This window comes from Pseudomonas koreensis (genome assembly GCF_012986595.1).
GTDB classification, from domain to species: Bacteria; Pseudomonadota; Gammaproteobacteria; order Pseudomonadales; family Pseudomonadaceae; genus Aquipseudomonas; species Aquipseudomonas koreensis.
The window spans coordinates 216,823-238,383 of record NZ_JAAQYM010000009.1 but is presented as its reverse complement, the minus strand read 5'-3'; the positions used below and the strand labels follow the sequence as shown (position 1 = coordinate 238,383).

17 protein-coding genes are annotated in these 21,561 nt (G+C 60.1%); 12 read left to right on the top strand and 5 right to left on the bottom strand.

Annotated features, from left to right (window positions below; genetic code table 11):
* The first annotated feature begins 165 nt into the window (after positions 1-165).
* The 4 genes from HBN98_RS26580 (at position 166) to HBN98_RS26565 (ending at position 3,889) form a co-directional block, all read left to right on the top strand.
* The gene (locus HBN98_RS26580) at positions 166-654 is read left to right on the top strand and encodes a DUF3015 domain-containing protein (RefSeq protein ID WP_041065261.1); all 489 of its coding nucleotides are present in this window, start codon (positions 166-168) and stop codon (positions 652-654) included.
* A 303-nt stretch (positions 655-957) separates the two neighbouring features.
* A complete protein-coding gene (locus HBN98_RS26575) occupies positions 958-2,811 on the top strand; it encodes an Lnb N-terminal periplasmic domain-containing protein (protein ID WP_083367871.1) in 1,854 nt (617 codons plus the stop codon).
* A 155-nt stretch (positions 2,812-2,966) separates the two neighbouring features.
* Positions 2,967-3,323, top strand: coding sequence for a hypothetical protein (locus HBN98_RS26570; RefSeq protein WP_064589267.1), 357 nt, complete (start codon positions 2,967-2,969; stop codon positions 3,321-3,323).
* Positions 3,324-3,394: 71 nt separating this feature from the next.
* Entirely contained in the window at positions 3,395-3,889 is a 495-nt protein-coding gene (locus HBN98_RS26565; RefSeq protein ID WP_083367870.1) for a GreA/GreB family elongation factor, read from the top strand.
* Here the strand turns inward: HBN98_RS26565 and gdhA are convergent.
* Positions 3,886-5,223 carry an NADP-specific glutamate dehydrogenase gene (gene gdhA, locus HBN98_RS26560; RefSeq protein ID WP_083367869.1) on the bottom strand — a complete coding sequence of 446 codons (1,338 nt, stop codon included), beginning with the start codon at positions 5,221-5,223 and terminating at the stop codon, positions 3,886-3,888. The two genes, HBN98_RS26565 and gdhA, sit on opposite strands and share 4 nt — an antisense overlap.
* Positions 5,224-5,572: 349 nt before the next feature.
* Positions 5,573-7,237, bottom strand: a complete 1,665-nt coding sequence (ettA, locus tag HBN98_RS26555; protein ID WP_003228391.1) for an energy-dependent translational throttle protein EttA — start codon at positions 7,235-7,237, stop codon at positions 5,573-5,575.
* A 294-nt stretch (positions 7,238-7,531) separates the two neighbouring features.
* Between ettA and morA the strand changes: the two genes are divergently transcribed.
* From morA to HBN98_RS26520, 7 genes are all read left to right on the top strand, one after another.
* Complete coding sequence (gene morA / locus HBN98_RS26550) at positions 7,532-11,380, top strand: cyclic di-GMP receptor MorA (RefSeq protein WP_083367868.1); 3,849 nt, start codon at positions 7,532-7,534, stop codon at positions 11,378-11,380.
* 252 nt (positions 11,381-11,632) lie between these two features.
* Positions 11,633-12,886 carry a serine hydroxymethyltransferase gene (glyA, locus tag HBN98_RS26545; RefSeq protein WP_003228394.1) on the top strand — a complete coding sequence of 418 codons (1,254 nt, stop codon included), beginning with the start codon at positions 11,633-11,635 and terminating at the stop codon, positions 12,884-12,886.
* A gap of 271 nt (positions 12,887-13,157) precedes the next feature.
* A complete protein-coding gene (locus tag HBN98_RS26540) occupies positions 13,158-13,730 on the top strand; it encodes a hypothetical protein (protein ID WP_083367867.1) in 573 nt (190 codons plus the stop codon).
* 82 nt (positions 13,731-13,812) lie between these two features.
* On the top strand, positions 13,813-14,367 hold the full coding sequence (locus tag HBN98_RS26535; protein WP_156792140.1) for a hypothetical protein: 555 nt from the start codon (positions 13,813-13,815) through the stop codon (positions 14,365-14,367).
* Positions 14,368-14,623: 256 nt separating this feature from the next.
* On the top strand, positions 14,624-15,937 hold the full coding sequence (locus HBN98_RS26530) for a C4-dicarboxylate transporter DctA (protein ID WP_064589271.1): 1,314 nt from the start codon (positions 14,624-14,626) through the stop codon (positions 15,935-15,937).
* A gap of 84 nt (positions 15,938-16,021) precedes the next feature.
* Positions 16,022-16,726: a FadR/GntR family transcriptional regulator gene (locus HBN98_RS26525; RefSeq protein ID WP_064589272.1), complete on the top strand. Its 705-nt coding sequence runs from the start codon at positions 16,022-16,024 to the stop codon at positions 16,724-16,726.
* A gap of 24 nt (positions 16,727-16,750) precedes the next feature.
* A complete protein-coding gene (locus tag HBN98_RS26520) occupies positions 16,751-17,461 on the top strand; it encodes a GntR family transcriptional regulator (RefSeq protein WP_083367865.1) in 711 nt (236 codons plus the stop codon).
* A 98-nt stretch (positions 17,462-17,559) separates the two neighbouring features.
* On the opposite strand, the gene yjiA is transcribed toward HBN98_RS26520, so the two are convergent.
* The 3 genes from yjiA to HBN98_RS26505 form a co-directional block, all read right to left on the bottom strand.
* Positions 17,560-18,531 (bottom strand): GTPase, encoded by a 972-nt coding sequence (yjiA, locus tag HBN98_RS26515; protein ID WP_083367864.1) that lies wholly within the window; start codon positions 18,529-18,531, stop codon positions 17,560-17,562.
* 162 nt (positions 18,532-18,693) lie between these two features.
* Positions 18,694-18,891 carry a YbdD/YjiX family protein gene (locus tag HBN98_RS26510; RefSeq protein ID WP_003228401.1) on the bottom strand — a complete coding sequence of 66 codons (198 nt, stop codon included), beginning with the start codon at positions 18,889-18,891 and terminating at the stop codon, positions 18,694-18,696.
* A 15-nt stretch (positions 18,892-18,906) separates the two neighbouring features.
* On the bottom strand, positions 18,907-20,973 hold the full coding sequence (locus HBN98_RS26505; protein WP_064589275.1) for a carbon starvation CstA family protein: 2,067 nt from the start codon (positions 20,971-20,973) through the stop codon (positions 18,907-18,909).
* A gap of 159 nt (positions 20,974-21,132) precedes the next feature.
* Here HBN98_RS26505 and HBN98_RS26500 point away from each other — a divergent pair, with 159 nt between their 5' ends.
* Positions 21,133-21,501, top strand: coding sequence for a PilZ domain-containing protein (locus HBN98_RS26500; RefSeq protein ID WP_083367863.1), 369 nt, complete (start codon positions 21,133-21,135; stop codon positions 21,499-21,501).
* The last annotated feature ends 60 nt before the right edge of the window (positions 21,502-21,561 follow it).

The following is a 21,561-nucleotide window of genomic DNA, read 5'->3' as shown; positions in this document are numbered from 1 at the left end:
AACGAATAATCAGCAAAAAATCACGGAACCACAGGAACGTGCCTAAACTCCAAACTGCGCGGCTGGAACTAATAACCGGCCCACTGGCTTCAAAAGGGTCTGTCTAGGCAGCACTTGGGGGGCCAGAACCCTGTCCATTGGTATGCACATAAAGAGAACAAAGCTATGAAACGGATTCTTCTCGGTACTCTCTTCACCGTTGTTTCCCTCAATGCCATGGCTCAAGCGCCAGGCGGTCCGGATTGCGGTTGGGGCAACATGCTGTTCGAAGGTCAGCGTGGCACCCCGGCACACTTCCTGGCATCCACCACCAACGGCACCTCCGGTAACGCCACGTTCGGTATGACTTCCGGCACCAACGGTTGCTCGACCAACGCGTCGCTGACTTACGGCGGTAAATCCTGGTTCGCCATGAATGGCATGATGAACGAGCTGTCCGAAGACATGGCAAAAGGCAACGGCGAAGCGCTGACGACTTATGCCGTGGTACTGGGCGTGGCGCCGGAAGACCGTGCGCACTTCGCCGCTGTCACTCACGAGCACTTCCAGCAGATCTTCAGCAAGGCTGACGTGACCGCCGAAGACGTGCATACCAACACCCTGGCCGTACTGAAATCGGACCCTCGTCTGGCCAAGTACGCAACTCAAGCTTAAGCTCGACCCACCCGCTTCCTTCGGGAAGCGGGTTTTGTTTTTGAACGTGCCCTTCCCGGGCAATACCAGAAAAGTCATGTTTGACGGTGACCTGTGGCGAGGGGATTTATCCCCGATCGGCTGCGAAGCAGTCGTGAAACCTTTGCATGCGGTGTATCTGATGCAATGGAGTTGCAGGGAGGGGGGCTACTGCGTAGCCCATCGGGGATAAATCCCCTCGCCACGGGGTATGAGTTTCCCCGCTGACTGCTCGGTATTCCCGCCATTCGGGCTTTTGTTTCTTTCTTGTTTAAGTTGCCACTTATGCTCAAACGCCTTGCCTGGCTGGCGCTCTGTGTCTGCGCCCCGCTGTCCGCCGCGCCCCACATCGACCCTCAACGTTTGCAGCAACTGGCCAACGATCGCTTCTGGATTTCCCTCGGCCATTACGAAACCGCCAAGCTCGGCGGCTGGCGCAGCTATGTCAGCGACAAGAAATTCTTTCTCGCCGCCGACGGCAATGAACACCCTGACCATGAACTGGCCGCCACCGTGCAAGCGCTGTACGCCCCGGCCAGTCTCGGCGAGCAACATGCGCAGTGTGTCTACCCGGCACGCACGCGCTGGCTGAAAGCACAGCTCAACTTCAGCGACCTGCCCGCCCCCGATTGCGCCGAATTCAAACAGTGGTTCAAGGATGTCTCGCCGCACAGCGCGGTGATGATCTTCCCGGCGGCGTACCTCAACAGCCCGTCATCGATGTTCGGCCACACCCTGCTGCGCATCGATCAGGCCGATGTGCAGGCCGACAAGACCTCGCTGCTCAGCTACGCGATCAACTTCGGCGCCTACATCGAAGGTTCCGACAACAGCATTCTTTACGCCTGGAAAGGTTTGATGGGCGGCTATCCGGGGCTGTTCGCGCTGGTGCCTTACCAGGAAAAACTCTCCGAGTACCGCAGCCTGGAAAACCGCGACCTGTGGGAATACCGGCTGAACCTGACGCAAGCCGAAACCGCGCGCATGGTCGAGCACGTGTGGGAGTTGAAGCAGATCCAGTTCGACTATTTCTTCTTCGACGAAAACTGCTCGTATCGCCTGCTCGAACTGCTGCAAGTGGCGCGCCCGAGCCTGCGCCTGACCGAGCAATTCCCGCTGACGGCCATCCCCACCGACACGGTCAAAGCGGTGAAAGAGGCCGGGCTGGTGGAAAGTATCGAATACCGCCCGTCCCGCGAGCGCGAACTGCTCAGCCGCGCCGAGCCGTTGAGCAACGACGAACAGCAATGGGTATTGAAAGTCAGCGCCGATCAACAGGTGCTGCAGGACCCGACCTTCAAGGCCCTGCCCCGGGATCGTCAGGCATTGATCATCGATGCCGCGTATCGTCTGGAGCGCTACCGCGCCAACGGTCAGGAACGTGATGCGCAACGGGCGCAGCGCAGCTTCGAACTGCTGCGCGCGATCAACAAGAACCCGGCGCCGGAGCTGGAAATTCCACAACCGGGCTTGCCGGAAGACGGCCACGAATCGCGCACCTGGCAGGCCGGCGTCGGTACCCGGGGCGATCGCGCCTTCGGTGAGTACGGCTTACGCATGGCCTATCACGACCTCAACGACAACGCCGAAAGCTTCCCCCTCGGCGCGCAGATCGAAATCCTGCAGATGAAACTGCGCCAATACGAAGGCAACCAGTGGCAGTTCCAGCAACTGGACCTGGCGACCATCCGCTCGCTGACGCCGCGCAATGAGTTGCTGCAACCGCTGTCATGGCAAGTCACCGGCGGCCTTGAGCGTGTGCCGGGCAAGCATGATGACGAAACCCTGGTCAGCCATGTCAACGGCGGCGGTGGCGGCACCTGGCAGTTGGGCGAAGACACGCTCGGATTTGCCCTCGGCACCGTACGCATCGAGCACAACAATGACTTCGCCGGGTTCGTTACGCCGGCCGGTGGTTTCAACACCGGCGTGCTGTGGAAAAACCCGCTGGGTAATCTCAGTGTCGAGGCCAAGGGCGATTACTTCACCAACGGCGAAGTGCGTCGCAGCCTGAGCCTGAACCAGCAGTGGGAGTTGTCGCGCAACCTCGGTTTGCGCCTGAGTGCGCAGCGTGAGTTCAGTCATCTGGCGACGCCGGAGACGGAAGTGATGCTTGAAGTGAAGTGGTATCACTACTGATCCGATCGCAGCCTGCGGCAGCTCCTACAGGGGAAATGCATTCCAACTGTAGGAGCTGCCGCAGGCTGCGATCTTTTGATCTTTCTTTCACACCCCATCAACGAATCCCCTTCTAGACTTTCCCTATCAGCCGAATATCGGCGCGGGAGAGTGCGATGTGGCGGTGTGCGGGACTGTTGAGTGTTTTGTTGTTGCTCGGGGGTTGCCAGACCACCCATGAAGACTTGATCGCCAAAGGTTATCCGCCGGCCTTCGCCGATGGTTTCGATGACGGTTGCGTCAGTGGGCGACAAGCCGCCGGCTCGATCAGCGGCGAGTTTCGCAAGAACGTGCCGCGCTATCTCAAGGACAAGCAATACGCCGAAGGCTGGACCGACGGCTTCCGCCAGTGTCAGGCGATGCTGGAGAACAAGGATCGCGAGGAGTACCGCAACGAGCACTGGGACGAACGCGAACGTGCCTGGCAGCAGCAAAAAGATCAGGACGCCGGACGGGCGTATCGCTCGCAATAGGTCGTTTCCAGACATCCAGTGAAACCAAATGCCGGCGACCATGGCCCAAACTCTATGCAGAGGAGGACACCATGAGCCGCGCTTTCGTCAACGAAGACAACGCCGCCGCGCAAGCCGATCAGCCCGTCGAACGGCAGGTCAGCGCGCAGCCCAATTACGTCACACCGCAGGGGTTGGCCCAGCTGCAGGCCAAAGTCGCCGAGCTGCAAAGCCTGCACGCCGAGCAATCGGCCAAGGGCGAACAGGCCGACAAGCAACGTCTGGCCGATCTGGAACGGGATCTGCGCTATTTCAATCAGCGCCTGGGCAGCGCGCAGGTCGCGACCACCGCTACCTCCACCGACAAGGTACAGATCGGCAGTTGGGTGACCTACGCCGATGAACACAACACCGAACGCCGGGTGCAACTGGTCGGTGAAGATCAGGCCGACGCCAGCAAAGACCTGATCAATTGGGGCTCACCGTTGGGCCGGGCATTGCTTGGCGCCCGACTCAACGATGAGGTGCTGTGGCAGCGCCCCGCCGGCGATCAAGTGATTGAAGTGATCCGCATCGAACCGGCTTAAACCACGCCCTGCGCCAACATCGCATCGGCCACTTTGACGAAGCCGGCGATGTTCGCGCCTTTGACGTAATTGACCTGCCCATTCTCTTCGCCGTAATGCACGCAAGCGTGGTGGATCGACTGCATGATCGCGTGCAGCTTGCTGTCCACCTCGCCCGCCGTCCATAGCAGGCGCATGGCGTTCTGCGACATCTCCAGCCCGCTGACCGCGACCCCGCCGGCATTCGAAGCCTTGCCCGGGGCGAACAGAATCCCCGCCTCGATGAAGACATCCACAGCCGCAAGCGTGGTCGGCATGTTCGCGCCTTCAGCCACACACACGCAGCCGTTGCGCAGTAACGTGCGCGCAGCTTCAGCATCGAGTTCGTTCTGGGTAGCGCATGGCAGCGCGATGTCGCATGGCAGCGACCACGGCAACTGCCCGGCGCGGAATTCCAGACCGAACGCTGCGGCCAGCTCGCTGATGCGTCCGCGTTTGACGTTCTTCAATTCCAGCAGCGCCAGCCATTGTGCTTCGCTCAGGCCGGACTCGCAGTACAGCGTGCCTTCGGAGTCGGACAGCGAAATCACTTTGCCGCCGAGGTCCATGACCTTGCGCGCCGCGTATTGGGCGACGTTGCCGGAACCGGAGATCGCCACGCGCTTGCCTTCGACGGTCTGCCCGCGGCGCTTGAGCATCTCTTCAGCGAAATACACGCATCCGAAACCGGTGGCTTCCGGACGAATCAGGCTGCCGCCGTAGGTCATGCCCTTGCCGGTCAGCACGCTGGTGAACTGGTTGCTCAGGCGCTTGTACTGGCCGAACAGAAAACCGATTTCCCGCGCGCCGACGCCGATGTCACCGGCCGGCACGTCAACGTCCGAGCCGATGTGGCGGTACAACTCGCTCATGAACGCCTGGCAGAACCGCATGACTTCGGCGTCGCTCTTGCCCTTCGGATCGAAGTCCGAACCGCCCTTGCCGCCGCCCATGGGCAGCGAGGTCAGGGAGTTCTTGAAGGTCTGTTCGAAGGCGAGAAACTTCAGCACGCCCAGGTTCACCGAAGGATGGAATCGCAAGCCGCCCTTGTACGGGCCGATGGCGCTGTTCATCTGGATGCGGAAACCGCGATTGACCTGGACCTTGCCCTGATCGTCGACCCACGACACGCGAAACACCACCGCCCGCTCCGGCTCGCAGATGCGCTCCAGAATCCCCGAGCTCAGGTAATGCGGATTGGCTTGGAGAAACGGCCACAGGCTGCGCAAGACTTCTTCGACGGCCTGGTGGAATTCGGGTTGATCCGGGTCGCGTTTTTTCAGCCGGGCGAGGAAGGATTCGACGGATTCGATCATGGGAAAAGTCTCGGCAAATTTATTGTCGTTGGAAGCGATTGAGCCGGACTGTAACAAACGAATTGCGCACAGCAACAGCGCAAAATGTCGCAGTTATGAAATTAAATGGTGCACAGGATATAAATTAGTTCGTTTTTTGGCCTGATTTCGCACCTGAATGGGGAGGCGAAATACAAATGATGCACCAACAGTTACACCGCTTTCGCGAGCAGGCTCGCTCCCACATTTGCAATGCATTCCCCTGTGGGAGCGAGCCTGCTCGCGAATGCTGCGACTCGATCTCACTGAAGAAAAAAGGCAAAAAAAAACGGAGCCCGAAGGCTCCGCTTTTTCATGCCACCAGCCCGAATCAGGCCAGTTTCTTGTGGCGTACCCGGTGTGGCTGGGCAGCCGCTTCGCCGAGGCGCTTTTTGCGGTCGGCTTCGTACTCGGTGTAGTTACCTTCGAAGAACACCGCTTGCGAGTCGTCTTCGTACGCCAGGATGTGGGTCGCGACGCGGTCCAGGAACCAGCGATCGTGAGAGATCACAATGGCGGCGCCCGGGAAGTCCAGCAGGGCTTCTTCCAGGGAACGCAGGGTTTCAACGTCGAGGTCGTTGGACGGTTCGTCGAGCAGCAGGACGTTACCGCCCTCCTTCAGGGTCAACGCCAGGTGCAGACGACCGCGCTCACCACCGGACAGGTCCTTGACGAACTTCTGCTGGTCGCCGCCCTTGAAGTTGAAGCGACCGACGTAAGTGCGCGACGGGATCTCGTAGTTGCCGATGCGGATCTGGTCGGAACCGTCGGAGATCTGCTGGAACACGGTCTTGCTGCCGTCGAGGTCTTCGCGGCTCTGGTCAACGCAGGCCAGTTGCACGGTTTCGCCGACTTCGATGGTGCCCGAATCCGGCGTTTCCTTGCCCATCAGCATACGGAACAGGGTCGACTTACCGGCACCGTTACCGCCGATCACGCCGACGATGGCGCCCTTCGGCATGGAGAACGACAGGTTGTCGATCAACACGCGATCGCCGTAGCCCTTGGTGACGTTCTTGAATTCGATGACCTTGTCGCCCAGACGCGGACCGGCCGGGATGTAGATCTCGTTGGTTTCGCTGCGCTTCTGGAATTCCTGCGACTGCATTTCTTCGAAGCGTTGCAGACGAGCCTTGGATTTCGACTGGCGGGCCTTGGCGCCTTTGCGCACCCACTCCAGTTCTTCCTTCATGGCTTTTTCGTGAGCCGACTGCTGTTTGGATTCGGCCGCCAGACGATCGGACTTGGCTTCCAGCCAACCGGAGTAGTTGCCCTCGTAAGGAATGCCCGCGCCGCGGTCGAGTTCCAGAATCCAGCCCGCGACGTTGTCGAGGAAGTAACGGTCGTGCGTGATCGCGACCACGGTGCCCGGGAAGTCGTGCAGGAAGTGCTCCAGCCACGCCACGGAGTCAGCGTCCAAGTGGTTGGTCGGTTCGTCGAGCAGCAGCATGTCCGGGGCGGACAGCAGCAGACGGCACAGGGCGACACGACGTTTTTCACCACCGGACAGATGTTCGACCTTGGCGTCCCAGGCCGGCAGACGCAGGGCGTCGGCCGCGACTTCCAGTTGGCGCTCAAGGTTGTGACCATCGCTGGCCTGCAGGATCGCTTCGAGCTTGGCCTGTTCGGCCGCCAGCTTGTCGAAGTCGGCATCCGGGTCGGCGTAGGCGGCGTAGACTTCGTCCAGACGCGCTTGCGCATCCTTGATCACGCTGACCGCTTCCTCGACCACTTCACGCACGGTCTTGGTCGGATCAAGTTGTGGCTCTTGCGGCAGATAACCGATATTCAGGTCCGGCATCGGACGGGCTTCGCCCTCGAACTCGGTGTCGACGCCGGCCATGATTTTCAGCAGCGTGGACTTACCCGAACCGTTGAGGCCGAGTACGCCGATCTTGGCGCCGGGGAAGAACGACAGAGAAATGTTTTTCAGGATTTCCCGCTTCGGCGGAACAACTTTGCCCAGCCGATGCATGGTGAAGACGTATTGAGCCATGGAGAACCTTGGGTCAGTGACAGATGAATGATTGGAGCGCAGGCGATGCCCGGCCAGGCCGATGCGCGTCGTTCACTTGATCACTTGTTGGCCATCAAGGCGTGCGCGCTAAAAAAACCTGAGTCTAGGAGCTGGAACGCTCCCGCGTAACCGGCAAAGCTACCTTAATGACGGAAGGCAGTCCAGCCGAGTGGGGCTGGCACTTCGCCACAACTCAAGGCATGCTAGCCGCCCTTCGGGCGTCCGGCTTATAGTGCACGTCGCGCCAGTCCAGCCAAACCGCAGGATTACAGCTTGTCCAACGTTACCCCGCCAGCTTCTGTGAGCGCGTCCAATCCGGGGACCGGTTCGCCCCTGCGCGGAACATTAAAGGGCGCGCTGGCGACACTCGTGCTTTTGCTGCTGGCGCTGCTGTTCTGGCAACTGCTCGACCAACTGCGTGAAACCCAGAAAAACCAGCGCCAGTACACCATCGACTACACCGCCGACCTCGCCTCGCAGGTCAGCCTGAACATGTCGCTGAACGCACAAATCGCCCTCAACCTGCTACCGATCGTCGAACAGCCGCAGTCCTCCGACGAACAGCAGGCGCTGCTGCGCAAACTCCAGCAATCGCTGCCGGACCTGCGCAGCCTGGCCCTGCTCAGCCCTTCCGGCAAAATCATCAGCGACAGTGCCGGCGACAGCCACGACGCCGATTACCTCAGCGAACTGGTGCGCCGCAGCCGCGCCCAGGCGCATTACTTCAGCAACGCCGACGACGGCTCGGTGGTGCATCTGTTGTTGCATCAGGCCAGCGGCAGCACGCGCGGCTACTGGGCGTTGCGCCTGACCCCGACGTTCTTCGACTCGCTGACCAAACAGGGCGAAACCGGCATCCGTCCGTTGTGGCTGGTGGAAAACCGCCTCAACCATCAGATCATCAGCCGCGACGAAGCACAGCCTTCGGCCCGGCCTGGCGTGCTGAGCCCGGACGACATGGCCAACACCGTGCTGACCGTGCCACTGAGCAGCAGCGACTGGCAGTTGCGCGGACTGTTCGATCGCCAGCGCGTGCTCGAAGAACTGCTGCCGGCGTTCATTGGCAAATGCCTGTTGGGCCTGGCGTTCTCGATGTTGCCGGTGATTGCCCTGCTCAACATGCGCCGGCGCCAGCGCCAGCTGCATGAAGGCCGTCGACGTTATCAGGACATCTTCGAAGGCACCGGCGTGGCGTTGTGCGTGCTCGACCTGTCCGGCCTCAAGCAGGTCTTCGACAAAGCGCAGATCCAGACCAGCGACCAGCTCAAGGCCTGGCTCGACCAACCGGCCCAGCGCCAGCAACTGCTGCAGGAGCTGCGCGTCACCGAGGTCAATCAGGTGGCGCTGCAACTGCTCAACGTCAATTCCTGCGAGCACGCCTGGCAACTGCTGATCGACGGTCAGCCACACACCCAGTGCGCCATCGGCAACCAGGTGCTCGACGCCGTCCTGCAGCAACAGAATCAGCTGGAACTGGAAATCAGACTGCCGGACATCAACGGTCGCGACCAGCACCTGTGGATGGTGCTGCGCCTGCCTCAGGAACAGCACGACTACAAAGCGGTGATCCTGAGCATCAACGACATCACCAGCCGCAAGCTGATCGAACTGTCGCTGCTGGAGCGCGAAGGCTTCTGGTCGGATGTGGTGCGTACCGTGCCGGATCATCTGTACGTGCAGGACGTGATCAGCCAGCGGATGATTTTCAGCAATCACCACCTCGGCCAGACCCTCGGTTACAACCGCTCCGAGCTGCACCAGATGGGCGAGTATTTCTGGGAAATCCTCCTGCACCCGGAAGACGCCGACTATTACCACCGTTCGCGGCAGATGCAGCGGCACGCCGGCTACAGCCAGTTGCTGCAATGTCAGTTGCGCTTCCGCCATCGCGACGGCAAGTGGCGGCGCTTCGACATCCGTGAGCAGGCCTTGGCTCGCGACAAGCACGATCAGGTCACGCGGATCATCGGCGTCGCCAAGGACATCACCGAACAGATCGAAGCCAGCGAATCGCTGCGTGACAGCGAACAGCGCTACCGGATGCTCGCCGAAAGCATCAGCGACGTGATTTTCTCCACCGACAGCAAGCTGTCGCTGAACTACGTCAGCCCGTCGGTGCAAGCCGTGCTGGGCTACGACGCCGAGTGGATTTTCCAGAACGGCTGGCAATCGACCATCGCCAACCCGCAGCAACTGAGCGGCATCTACACCCTGATGGACCGGGTCAGCAAATCGCTGGACAAACCCGAGCAACTGGCGCTGTTGCGCAGCCAGGTGCAGACCCAGATGTTCCTGTTCGACTGCCTGCGCGCCGATGGCCGCAAGATCCCGATCGAGCTGCGTCTGGTGCTGGTGTGGGATGAACACGGTGCGTTCGAAGGCGTGCTCGGCGTCGGCCGCGACATCAGCCAGCAGCGCCGCGCCGAGAAAGACCTGCGCATGGCGGCCACGGTATTCGAGCACTCGACCTCGGCGATCCTGATCACCGACCCGGCCGGTTACATCGTCCAGGCCAACGAAGCGTTCAGCCGGGTCAGCGGTTACGCCGTGTCCGAAGTTCTCGACCAATTGCCGAACATGCTCACTGTCGACGAGCAACAGGACGCGCACTTGCGCTATGTGCTCAAGCAACTGCATCAGCACAGCACCTGGGAAGGCGAAGTCTGGCTCAAGCGGCGCAATGGCGAGCATTACCCGGCGTGGGTCGGCATCACCGCGGTGCTCGACGATGAAGGCGACCTCGCCAGTTACGTGTGCTTCTTCAGCGACATCAGCGAGCGCAAGGCCAGCGAGCAGCGCATCCATCGCCTCGCTTACTACGACGCCCTGACCCACCTGCCGAACCGCACGCTGTTCCAGGATCGCCTGCACACCGCGCTGCAATCGGCCGAGCGGCAGAAGTCGTGGGTGGTGCTGATGTTCCTTGACCTCGACCGCTTCAAACCGATCAACGACTCCCTCGGCCACGCCGCCGGCGACCGCATGTTGAAAGACATGGCCACGCGTCTGCTGGCCTGTGTCGACGATGACGACACCGTGGCGCGCATGGGCGGCGATGAATTCACCTTGCTCCTGCAACACCGTTCCAGCCGGGAGATGGCGCTGAACCGGGCGATTCACGTGGCCGAGCAGATCCTTGCCAGCCTGGTGCGACCGTTCGTGCTGGAAGGCCGCGAATTCTTCGTCACCGCCAGTATCGGCATCGCCCTGAGCCCGCAGGACGGCAACGAGCTCAGCCAGTTGATGAAGAACGCCGACACCGCGATGTACCACGCCAAGGAGCGCGGCAAGAACAACTTCCAGTTCTATCAGGCCGACATGAACGCCAGTGCGCTGGAGCGTCTGGAGCTGGAAAGCGACCTGCGCCACGCGCTGGAGCAGAACGAATTCGTCCTGTATTACCAACCGCAATTCAGCGGCGACGGCAAACGCCTGACCGGCGCCGAAGCGTTGCTGCGCTGGCGCCATCCGCGCCGGGGGCTGGTGCCGCCGGGGGATTTCATTCCGGTACTGGAAGAACTCGGGCTGGTGGTGGACGTTGGCGACTGGGTGATCAGCGAGGCCTGCCGTCAGCTCAAGACCTGGCACCAGAGCCGGGTGCGCGTGCCGAAAGTCTCGGTGAACATTTCCGCGCGACAGTTCTCCGACGGCCAGCTCGGCACGCGGATCGCCACGATCCTGCGCGAAACCGGTCTGCCGCCGGCGTGTCTGGAGCTGGAACTGACGGAAAGTATTCTGATGCGCGAAGTCAGCGAGGCGATGCAGATTCTTGCCGGGTTGAAAAACCTCGGCCTGAGCATCGCGGTCGACGACTTCGGCACCGGTTACTCCTCGCTCAACTACCTCAAGCAGTTCCCGATCGACGTGCTGAAGATCGACCGCACCTTCGTCGACGGCCTGCCGTCCGGCGAGCAAGACGCGCAGATCGCCCGCGCGATCATCGCCATGGCCCACAGCCTCAATCTTGCGGTGATCGCCGAGGGCGTGGAAACCCACGAGCAACTGGACTTCCTGCGCGAGCATGGTTGCGACGAGGTGCAGGGCTATCTGTTCGGGCGGCCGATGCCGGCAAGCCGGTTTGAGGCGCAGTTCAGTAACGACGCGCTGTTCATGTTCGACTGAAAGCCTGTTGAGTGGCCGAAAAGATCGCAGCCTTCCGCAGCTCCTACAGGGATTGATGTCGGTCACGATATGCGGGATCAGCTCCGATTACTGTAGGAGCTGCCGAAGGCTGCGATCTTTTCGGGCCGGTAAAAGCACCGCACATCTGTGATGAACGCCACTTGTCTGCGACATGATGTCGTTTCATATGCCATCCAAAACCCATTGGGTTAGAATGCCCCCCTTTTCTGCCCCCGATCCTTGAGGACCGCCATGTTCAGCCGTGATTTGACTATTGCCAAGTACGACGCCGATCTCTTTGCCGCCATGGAGCAAGAAGCTCAGCGCCAGGAAGAGCACATTGAGCTGATCGCTTCGGAAAACTACACCAGCCCTGCGGTGATGGAAGCTCAAGGCTCGGTACTGACCAACAAGTACGCCGAAGGCTACCCGGGCAAGCGCTACTACGGTGGTTGCGAGTACGTCGACGTTGTTGAACAACTGGCCATCGACCGCGCCAAAGAGCTGTTCGGCGCCGATTACGCCAACGTTCAGCCGCACGCCGGTTCCCAAGCCAACGCCGCGGTTTACCTGGCCCTGCTGCAAGGTGGCGACACCATTCTGGGCATGAGCCTGGCCCACGGTGGTCACCTGACCCACGGCGCCAGCGTTTCCTCCTCCGGCAAGCTTTACAACGCCGTGCAGTACGGCATCGACGCCAACGGTCTGATCGACTACGACGAAGTCGAGCGTCTGGCGGTTGAGCACAAGCCGAAAATGATCGTGGCCGGTTTCTCTGCCTACTCGCAGATCCTGGACTTCCCGCGTTTCCGCGCCATTGCTGACAAAGTCGGTGCCTACCTGTTCGTCGACATGGCTCACGTAGCCGGTCTGGTCGCCGCTGGCGTCTACCCGAACCCGGTGCCTTTCGCTGACGTCGTGACCACCACCACGCACAAGACCCTGCGCGGTCCACGTGGCGGCCTGATCCTGGCGCGCGCCAACGCCGAGATCGAGAAGAAGCTGAACTCCGCAGTATTCCCGGGCGCCCAGGGTGGCCCGCTGGAGCACGTGATCGCCGCTAAAGCGATCTGCTTCAAAGAAGCGCTGCAGCCTGAGTTCAAGGCCTACCAGGAACAAGTGGTGAAGAACGCCCAGGCCATGGCCGAAGTGTTCATCGAGCGCGGTTTCGACGTGGTGTCCGGCGGTACCAAGAACCACCTGTTCCTGCTGTCGCTGATCAAGCAGGACATCTCCGGTAAAGACGCCGACGCCGCTCTGGGCAAAGCGTTCATCACCGTGAACAAGAACTCCGTGCCTAACGACCCACGCTCGCCGTTCGTCACCTCCGGCCTGCGCTTCGGCACCCCGGCTGTGACCACTCGCGGCTTCAAGGAAGCAGAGTGCAAAGAACTGGCCGGCTGGATCTGCGACATCCTGGCTGACCTGAACAACGAAGCGGTGATCGACGCCGTTCGTGAGAAAGTCAAAGCCATCTGCAAGAAACTGCCGGTGTACGGCGCTTAATCGCGACGTTAAATCCGCAGCATGAAAAACCGGCCAAGTGATTGGCCGGTTTTTTTTCGCCTGTAACAAAGTGACCCTGAATCCCGCACTTCGGGGTTATCAGTATCACCGCTTAAAAACTTGAAACAACAACACAGATAAAAACATCACCCTCGATAAAACTTAGCTGTTAGGGTTTATCCGAGACAAACAAACAAGCAACTAATAAAGCTTTATCAAACCATACGAAAACCATCAAACATCGAAACATCTCAAACTCAAGGAAGAGCTCATGACCACTAACAGACAGAAATCCTTCATAGCAACACTGGAACTTGACCACGATCACCTGGACATTCTTGGGGCGTTATACGAAACCCCGATATTGCGAACTGACGCATCCTTCTCGGGTGGTTTTTATACCGGAGCATCCATCGAACGCGATGATGCGCATCTATTGGGTCGCCGTCCGCACGGGGAAGTCAGAAATGCTTCGCCACTGACTGTTTACTTCCGCTGCACGGATGACTACTACCACCTTTACATCCGCTCCCACGCCACTCACACCGGCCACTGCATCAGCAAGGACGCCGCCGGCGTGCTGGGCGCGTTCCTGCCGGATAGCGGCGACACCACCTCGTTCAATCTGCTGACTCTGGACAATCGGACCATCACCCTGGAGAACATGGGCCGGAACATCCAGCGGGTTCGGCTCAAGGCCCGCAACGCCGATCACATCGGCGCCGTGCGCCGCCGAGGCGCGCCCTACAGCTACCTCGCCGGGACAGATAACGACGGTATTCCGTTCACTCTACGAATCATTGAACGCAATGCTTCATTCCTCAGTGATCCCGACGAAGTCTGACACTACACCGTAAACATTTACTGTTTGCGCCCTGCACACCCCGACTATCAATTACCTCACTTCAGACATTTGATAAATATTTATGAGTACCGATCAGGAAAAATCCTTTACTGCAACCATGAGCACTCGCTTTGGTTATCCGCACTTCCCGAAGTTGACCTATGGCGGAACAACCAAGACTCTACGACCCGACTATGAGACTTTTTCTTTCTCTCACCACATCGATGTTTCCGACTATCTTTTCCTCAAACCCGATGTCGCACCAAATGCGCTGACGTTCTATTTCCGCTGCCTCGACGACTACTACACAATCTATATCTTCACCCCCGGCGCGTATTACTACCGAACGCTCAGCCGAGAGGAAAAGGACTTCCTGAATGCTTATTCAACTGAAGACGGTGACCAGACCACGTTCAACTTGCTGAACTCCAAAGGCAAGATTATCACCCTGGATCAGATCGATACCGACACACCCACCGTCAGAATCCAGACACGCGGCGGGGATCTGCTGAGTGCAGGCAAAAGCCGTAACAAATACGATCCTGTGGTCGGTACTTTCGTCCGCACCGATCCGTATCGCAGTGCAAGTCCTATCGAATTCAAGCTGAATATCCTTCAGCGTAACGTGCCCTATTGAGTCACAGGGTAAGCGCAACACCGCCCGGTCGATGATGGCCGGGCTTCCGCCAGCCATCGTCGCCCTCAGCGAAATCCTGACGCCTGCACCACTGGTCAGACCGGTCATGCCAATTTTGTGTTTCCCCCTTGTGTTCCAGAAAAATCCGGACGTAGACTGCGCCTGCACTGGACATACCGGTAAGACCACAATAATTAAGTCCTGAATCTGATGTGCCCCGCACACGGCAGCCAGGACACCGACCAGGATTCCTCCCATGCTCAGATGGTGCTCGCGTTCAATCTTCCTTCAAGTGGTTCTCGGACTGGTGCTCGGCATCGTCTGCGGGCTGACTCTTCCTGAATACTCGGCCCAGCTCAAACCGCTCGGCGACGGTTTCATCAAACTGATCAAGATGCTCATCGGCCTCATCGTGTTCTGCGTGGTGGTCAGCGGCATCAGCGGCGCGGGCGATCTGAAGAAGGTCGGGCGCATTGGCCTCAAGTCGGTGATCTACTTCGAAGTGTTGACCACCATCGCGCTGGTGATCGGTCTGGTGTTCGCCTTCAGCACCGGCATTGGCAGCGGCGCGAATATCCATCTGGAACAGCTATCTGCCGCCGACATGGGCGACATCGCCGAGCGCGGTCAGCACATGCACACCACCACGCAGTTCCTGATGGACTTGATCCCGACCTCGGTGATCGGTGCCTTCGCCGACAACAACATCCTGCAGGTGCTGCTGTTCTCGGTGCTGTTCGGCAGCGCGTTGAATCTGGTGGGCGAAGCGGCTTCGGGCATCTCGCGACTGATCAACGAGCTGAGCCACGTGATCTTCCGCATCATGGGCATGATCGTGCGTCTGGCGCCGATCGGCGTGTTCGGCGCCATCGCTTTCACCACCAGCAAGTACGGCCTCGATTCGCTGCAACACCTGGGCAGTCTGGTCGGCTTGTTCTACCTGACCTGCATGGCCTTCGTCAGTGTGATCCTGGGTCTGGTGATGCGCGCCTCCGGTCTGCGCATGTGGCCACTGCTCAAATACCTGCGTGAAGAGTTGCTGATTGTCATGGGCACCGCGTCTTCCGACGCCGTGCTGCCGCAGATCATGCGCAAACTCGAACACTTGGGCATCGGCAGCTCGACGGTCGGGCTGGTGATTCCCACCGGCTACTCGTTCAACCTCGACGGCTTTTCGATCTACCTGACCCTGGCCATTGTGTTTATCGCCAATGCCACCGGTACGCCGTTGGCGATGACCGACCTGTTGACGATTCTGCTGGTGTCACTGATCACCTCCAAGGGTGCCCACGGTATTCCCGGCTCGGCACTGGTGATTCTGGCCGCGACGCTGACAGCCATTCCAGCGATTCCGGTAGTGGGTCTGGTGCTGGTGTTGGCGGTGGACTGGTTCATGGGCATCGGCCGGGCGCTGACCAACCTGATCGGCAACTGCGTCGCCACCGTGGCCATCGCCCGCTGGGAAAAGGACATCGATGTGCAACGGGCAAACAAAGTACTCAGCGGTCAGCAGGGCTACACCTTTCAACCGCGTAAAACCGGAACTCCGGCGCACCAGCAAGAGTTCTGATTTTCAACCCTGTAGGAGCTGCCGCAGGCTGCGATCTTTTGATCTCGTTGGCGGCATCCCCTATGGGCTTACGGAGCCAGACAAGTGATAACCACATCAACCGTCGTCAACTCAGTCGTAGAAAAACTGCGCGCCGCCCTCGCCCGCGGTCAGTGGCGCTCCGGCGACATGCTGCCGGGCCAGCGCGAACTGGCCGAACAACTGGGCATCAGCCGCCCGAGCCTGCGCGAAGCGGTGATTGTCCTGGAAACCCTCGGTCTCGTGCGCTCGATGCCGGGCAAAGGCGTGGTCGTGCTCGACGCCCAGCTCAGCGACAGCCAGAGCCACGACAGCGCCGTGGCCGGCGCCAGCCTCGAAGACGTGCTGCAACTGCGCTACACCCTGGAGCCGTTTATCGTTGGCCTGGTGGCGCAATCGATCAGCAGCAAGGAGGTCGGGCAATTGCGCCTGACCCTGATGGACATGCGCGAAGCCCTCGAAGCTGGCGACAGCGAAGCCGGGGTCAGCGCCTACATCGCGTTCCACGAAGAGCTGTTCACCCTGACGTCGAACCCGATCTTCCAGAGCGTGGTGCAGCAGACCAGCAATGCCCTCAAGCAAAGCGCCGAAGTGCTGCGTAATTCACCTGAGCACCTGGCCGAACGCCTGGAAGAAAACGAAGCCGTGGTGCGCGCGATCCGCAGCAAGAACAGCGCCCAGGCCAGCGCCGAAATGCGGCGGCACATTCTGCGCGAAGGCCAGCGCATGGGCATCGAGCTGAACATTCCGGAAGACAACTTGAGCAACTGAATTCCTTCACACTGGAGACCGGCCATGAACAGTCTTGCCACGCCGTCGCACAACCACCCGATGTCGGCTGCCCTGCCCTTCTCCCGCATGCGGGAGCCGGTGGAGGATCTGTATCCACGGCTGTTCGATGCAATTCTGGAACAACGTATCGCACCCGCCAACCGCTTCACCGAAGACAGCCTCAAGCAGATGTTCGGCGTCAGCCGCGCCGATGTGCGGCGAGCGCTTACGCAGTTGGCGCATGAGCACATCATCGTGCTGCGCGCCAATCATCGGCCACGCGTTGCCGAGCTGGACGCGGAGCACACCAGGCAGACGTTGCACGCACGCCGACTTGCCGAAAGCACGCTGGTGCGGCTGGCTTGTCAGCGGCCGTCGGTTGAAGGGCTGAAGCGTCTGCGCGCCTTGATCGAACGTGAGCGTCAGGCCGTGGAGCAGGGTCAACGTGGCACGGCGATTCGGTTGTCAGGGGAGTTTCACCTGCAGTTGGCACAAATGGCGGGGAATGCACCGTTGGCGCATTTTCTCGGCAGCCTGGTGCCGTTGACGTCACTGGCGATTGCGCGAAGCTCGCGCAACACGCACAGCTGTTGTGTCTGGCAGGAGCATGTGGCGTTGGTGATGGCGGTGGAGTGCGGCGATGCTGCCAAGGCCGGGTTACTGATGAATCGGCATCTGGACCATCTTGAGCAGACGTTGCTGGGTTCAGACTTTGGGCATTGTGCTGTCGGTTAAATGGCTATCGCGAGCAGGCTAACTCCTACATTTGAAATGCATTCCCCTGTAGGAGTGAGCCTGCTCGCGATGGCGTCACCATTGAGGCTGCAAAACCATCAGCCCGCCGCTACACGCGCAAACCCCGCCCGGATCTTCTCTTCCGGCAAATCATCAGCAATAAACACAATCACACTTTCCCGCGCCTCACCCTCGGCCCACTCGGTGTCCCAGTCGAAACCGTAGAGTTTCAATACGCCCTGAAACACCAGACGCCGATCTTCGCCAGCGATGTTCAACACGCCTTTGTAGCGCAGCAATTGCTTGCCGTGCTCTTCCAGCAGCTCATTCATGAATTCGCTGAGCTGATCGATATCCAGCGGCCGGTCGGTGCGCAGCACCAGGCTGGATATTCGGTCGATCGAGGGCGCCTTGCTCACCGGGCGCAGGCTCACCCCGCCGCCAAGGTCGGCATTGAGATTGAAGCCGCGTACGTCGAGCAGTTCGGCCAGATCGATGTTGCCATGCTCGACCACGCGGATCGGCGCACGCCGGTTGATCCGTGTCAGGCGTTCGCTCAGCGCGGTAAACGTCGCCTCGTCCACCAGATCGGTCTTGCTCACCAGCAAGCGGTCGGCGAAACCGATCTGCGCCTGGGCGATGGTCTGGGTCAGGTGCAGGTCGGCGTGAGCGGCATCCACCAGGGTGATGATGCCGTCGAGCAGATAGCGCTCGCGCAGTTCTTCATCGATGAAAAAGGTCTGCGCCACCGGGGCCGGGTCGGCCAGGCCGGTGCACTCGATCACCAGTCGGTCGAAGGCGATCGCGCCGCTGTCCAGACGTTCGAGCAGCAGGTACAGGGCCTTGGTCAGGTCGGTGTGAATGGTGCAGCACACGCAGCCGTTGGCCAGGGTCATGACTTGTACCGGCTCATCGCCCAACAGTTGGGTGTCGATGCCGGCGTCGCTGAATTCGTTTTCGATCACGGCGATTTTCAGGCCGTGCTCGGCTTTGAGCAAATGGCGCAGCAAGGTGGTCTTGCCGGCGCCGAGGAAACCGCTGAGTACCGTTACGGGTATGGGAGAAGACAAAACTGATCCCCTTCACAAAATGAATGAACGACACAAAACAAATGTGGGAGCGAGCCTGCTCGCGAAGAGGTAGTGTCAGTCGACATCATTGCTCGATGACACACCGCTTTCGCGAGCAGGCTCGCTCCCACAGGGGGATTGCATCAACCTCTGGCTGTCAGCTCAACAGCACTTCGGCCCACCCTTGCCACCGTAACGCGCTTCCTGACGTTCGCGAAAGAACATCTCGTAGCTCATCACCGGTTTGTCCGGGTGCTTGGTTTGCATATGCTCGACGTAGGTGTCGTAGTCGGGCATGCCGACCATCAGGCGCGCGGCCTGACCGAGGTATTTACCGAGGCGACTCAGGTCATTGAACATGGTGCAATCCTCTGGTTACGCGTCCGGCAGGGCCTGGAATGGCGATTCTTTATCCGTACGCTCTTTCTTGCCCCAGGCGGCGATGCCGACCTTGAGCGCATAGAACAGGATGCTGAAGACCACGAACAGGAACAGCGCGGTGAGCGTTGCGTTGGTGTAAGCGTTGAAGATCACGTGCTGCATCTGCTCGACGCTTTTTGCCGGTGCCAGCACCTGACCATTGGCCAGCGCATCGCTGTATTTCTTGGCCAGCGAGAGGAAGCCGATCGCCGGATTGGCATCGAACAGTTTGATGAAGCCGGCCGTCGTGGTGCAGATCAGCAGCCAGGCCGCTGGCAGCAGAGTGACCCAGATGTAGCGTTGACGCTTCATCTTGATCAGAACCACGGTGCCGAGCATCAGCGCGATACCGGCCAGCATCTGGTTGGAGATACCGAACAGCGGCCACAGGGTGTTGATGCCGCCCAGTGGATCGATCACGCCTTGGTACAGCAACCAGCCCCACATCGCCACACAACCGGCGGTGGCGATCAGGTTGGCGGTCCACGATTCGGTACGTTTCAGCGCCGGAACGAAGGAGCCGAGCAGGTCCTGCAGCATGAAGCGCCCGGCACGGGTGCCGGCGTCGACCGCGGTCAGGATGAACAGCGCTTCGAACAGGATCGCGAAGTGGTACCAGAACGCCATGGTGTTTTCACCCGGCAGGACACTGTGCAGGATCTGCGCAATACCGACCGCCAGGGTCGGTGCACCGCCGGCACGGGCCAGGATGGTGGTTTCGCCGATGTCGTGCGCCACGGCTTGCAGCGCTTCCGGCGTGATCGCAAAGCCCCAGCTGCTGACCATTTGCGCAACCGAAGCCACATCACCGCCGACCACGGCCGCCGGGCTGTTCATGGCGAAGTACACACCTGGCTCGATCACCGAAGCGGCAACCATGGCCATGATCGCGACAAACGATTCCATCAGCATGCCGCCGTAACCGATGTAGCGGGCGTTGGTTTCGTTATCCAACAGCTTCGGCGTGGTGCCCGAAGAGATCAGCGCGTGGAACCCGGACACCGCACCGCAAGCGATGGTGATGAACAGGAACGGGAACAGACCACCCTTCCACACCGGACCGGTGCCGTCGACGAACTGGGTCAGCGCCGGCATTTTCAGCTCGGGCATGGTCACCAGAATGCCGATCGCCAGGGCGATGATGGTGCCGATCTTGAGGAACGTCGAGAGGTAGTCGCGTGGCGCCAGAATCAGCCACACCGGCAACACTGCCGCGACAAAACCGTAACCAATCAGCATCCAGGTGATTTGAATGCCGGTAAAGCTGAAGGCCTTGGCCCACACCGGATCAGCGGCAATCTGCCCGCCCAGCCAGATCGAAGCGAGCAGCAGCAACACGCCGATGACCGAGATCTCGCCAATGCGGCCCGGACGGATGTAGCGCATGTAGATGCCCATGAACATCGCGATCGGGATGGTCGCCATCACGGTGAAGATGCCCCACGGGCTCTCCGCCAGCGCCTTGACCACGATCAGCGCCAGCACCGCGAGGATGATGATCATGATCAGGAAGCAGCCGAACAAGGCAATGGTGCCAGGCACGCGGCCCATTTCTTCACGCACCATGTCGCCCAGGGAACGGCCGTTGCGCCGGGTCGACATGAACAGAACCATGAAGTCCTGCACCGCCCCCGCCAGCACCACCCCGGCAATCAGCCACAGCGTGCCGGGCAGATAACCCATCTGCGCCGCCAGCACCGGGCCGACCAGCGGGCCTGCGCCGGCAATCGCCGCAAAGTGGTGACCGAAAAGAATGTGTTTGTTGGTTGGAACGTAGTCCAGACCGTCGTTGTTGAGCACGGCGGGGGTGGCCCGACGCGGATCGAGTTGCATCACATTGTTTGCGATGAACAGGCTGTAGTAACGGTACGCGACCAGATAGATGGCCACTGCCGCGACCACGATCCACAAGGCGTTGATCGCCTCTCCTCGGCGCAATGCCACTACGCCCAGGGCGCACGCTCCTACGATTGCCAGCACTAGCCAGGGTAGATGGCGTAGCAGGCTATTATTATTTTTCATTTTATTATTCCAGCCAGGGTGGACAAGAAGGACAGCCACCCCGAGTTTAGCGCTTACGGCGCCAAAGGCCATACCCCGACGTTGGTCTAGACGCCTTGTTGATTGGCAGCCCCCCAGTGGTCGGGTCTATAGTCAGCGAACTCTTCCGAGGATTGCGCCATGAGCGAACACCCAGCCAATCGCCGTCGCTTCAAACGTATTGCGTTCGATGCCAGAACCGAGCTGAGTCAGGGCCAATTCATCTGGCCGGTAAAGCTGATCGATCTGTCGCTCAAGGGGCTGCTGATCGAGCGGCCGGAGCCGTGGCTTGGGGATAAGGAGCAGGATTTTTTCGTCGACATTCATCTGAGCGATGACGTGAATATCCAGATGGACGTGCATCTGGCCCATGAAGATCACGGGCAACTGGGGTTTGTCTGCCGGCATATCGGCCTGGAGTCGATCCAGCGCTTGCGGCGGTTGATCGAACTCAATCTGGCGGATGAGGCCGAACTTGAGCGCGAGTTGGCCGCCCTGATCGACATCTAGCCATCAATACAAATCCCCTGTGGGAGCGAGCCTGCTCGCGAAGACGCTGTGTCATTGAGC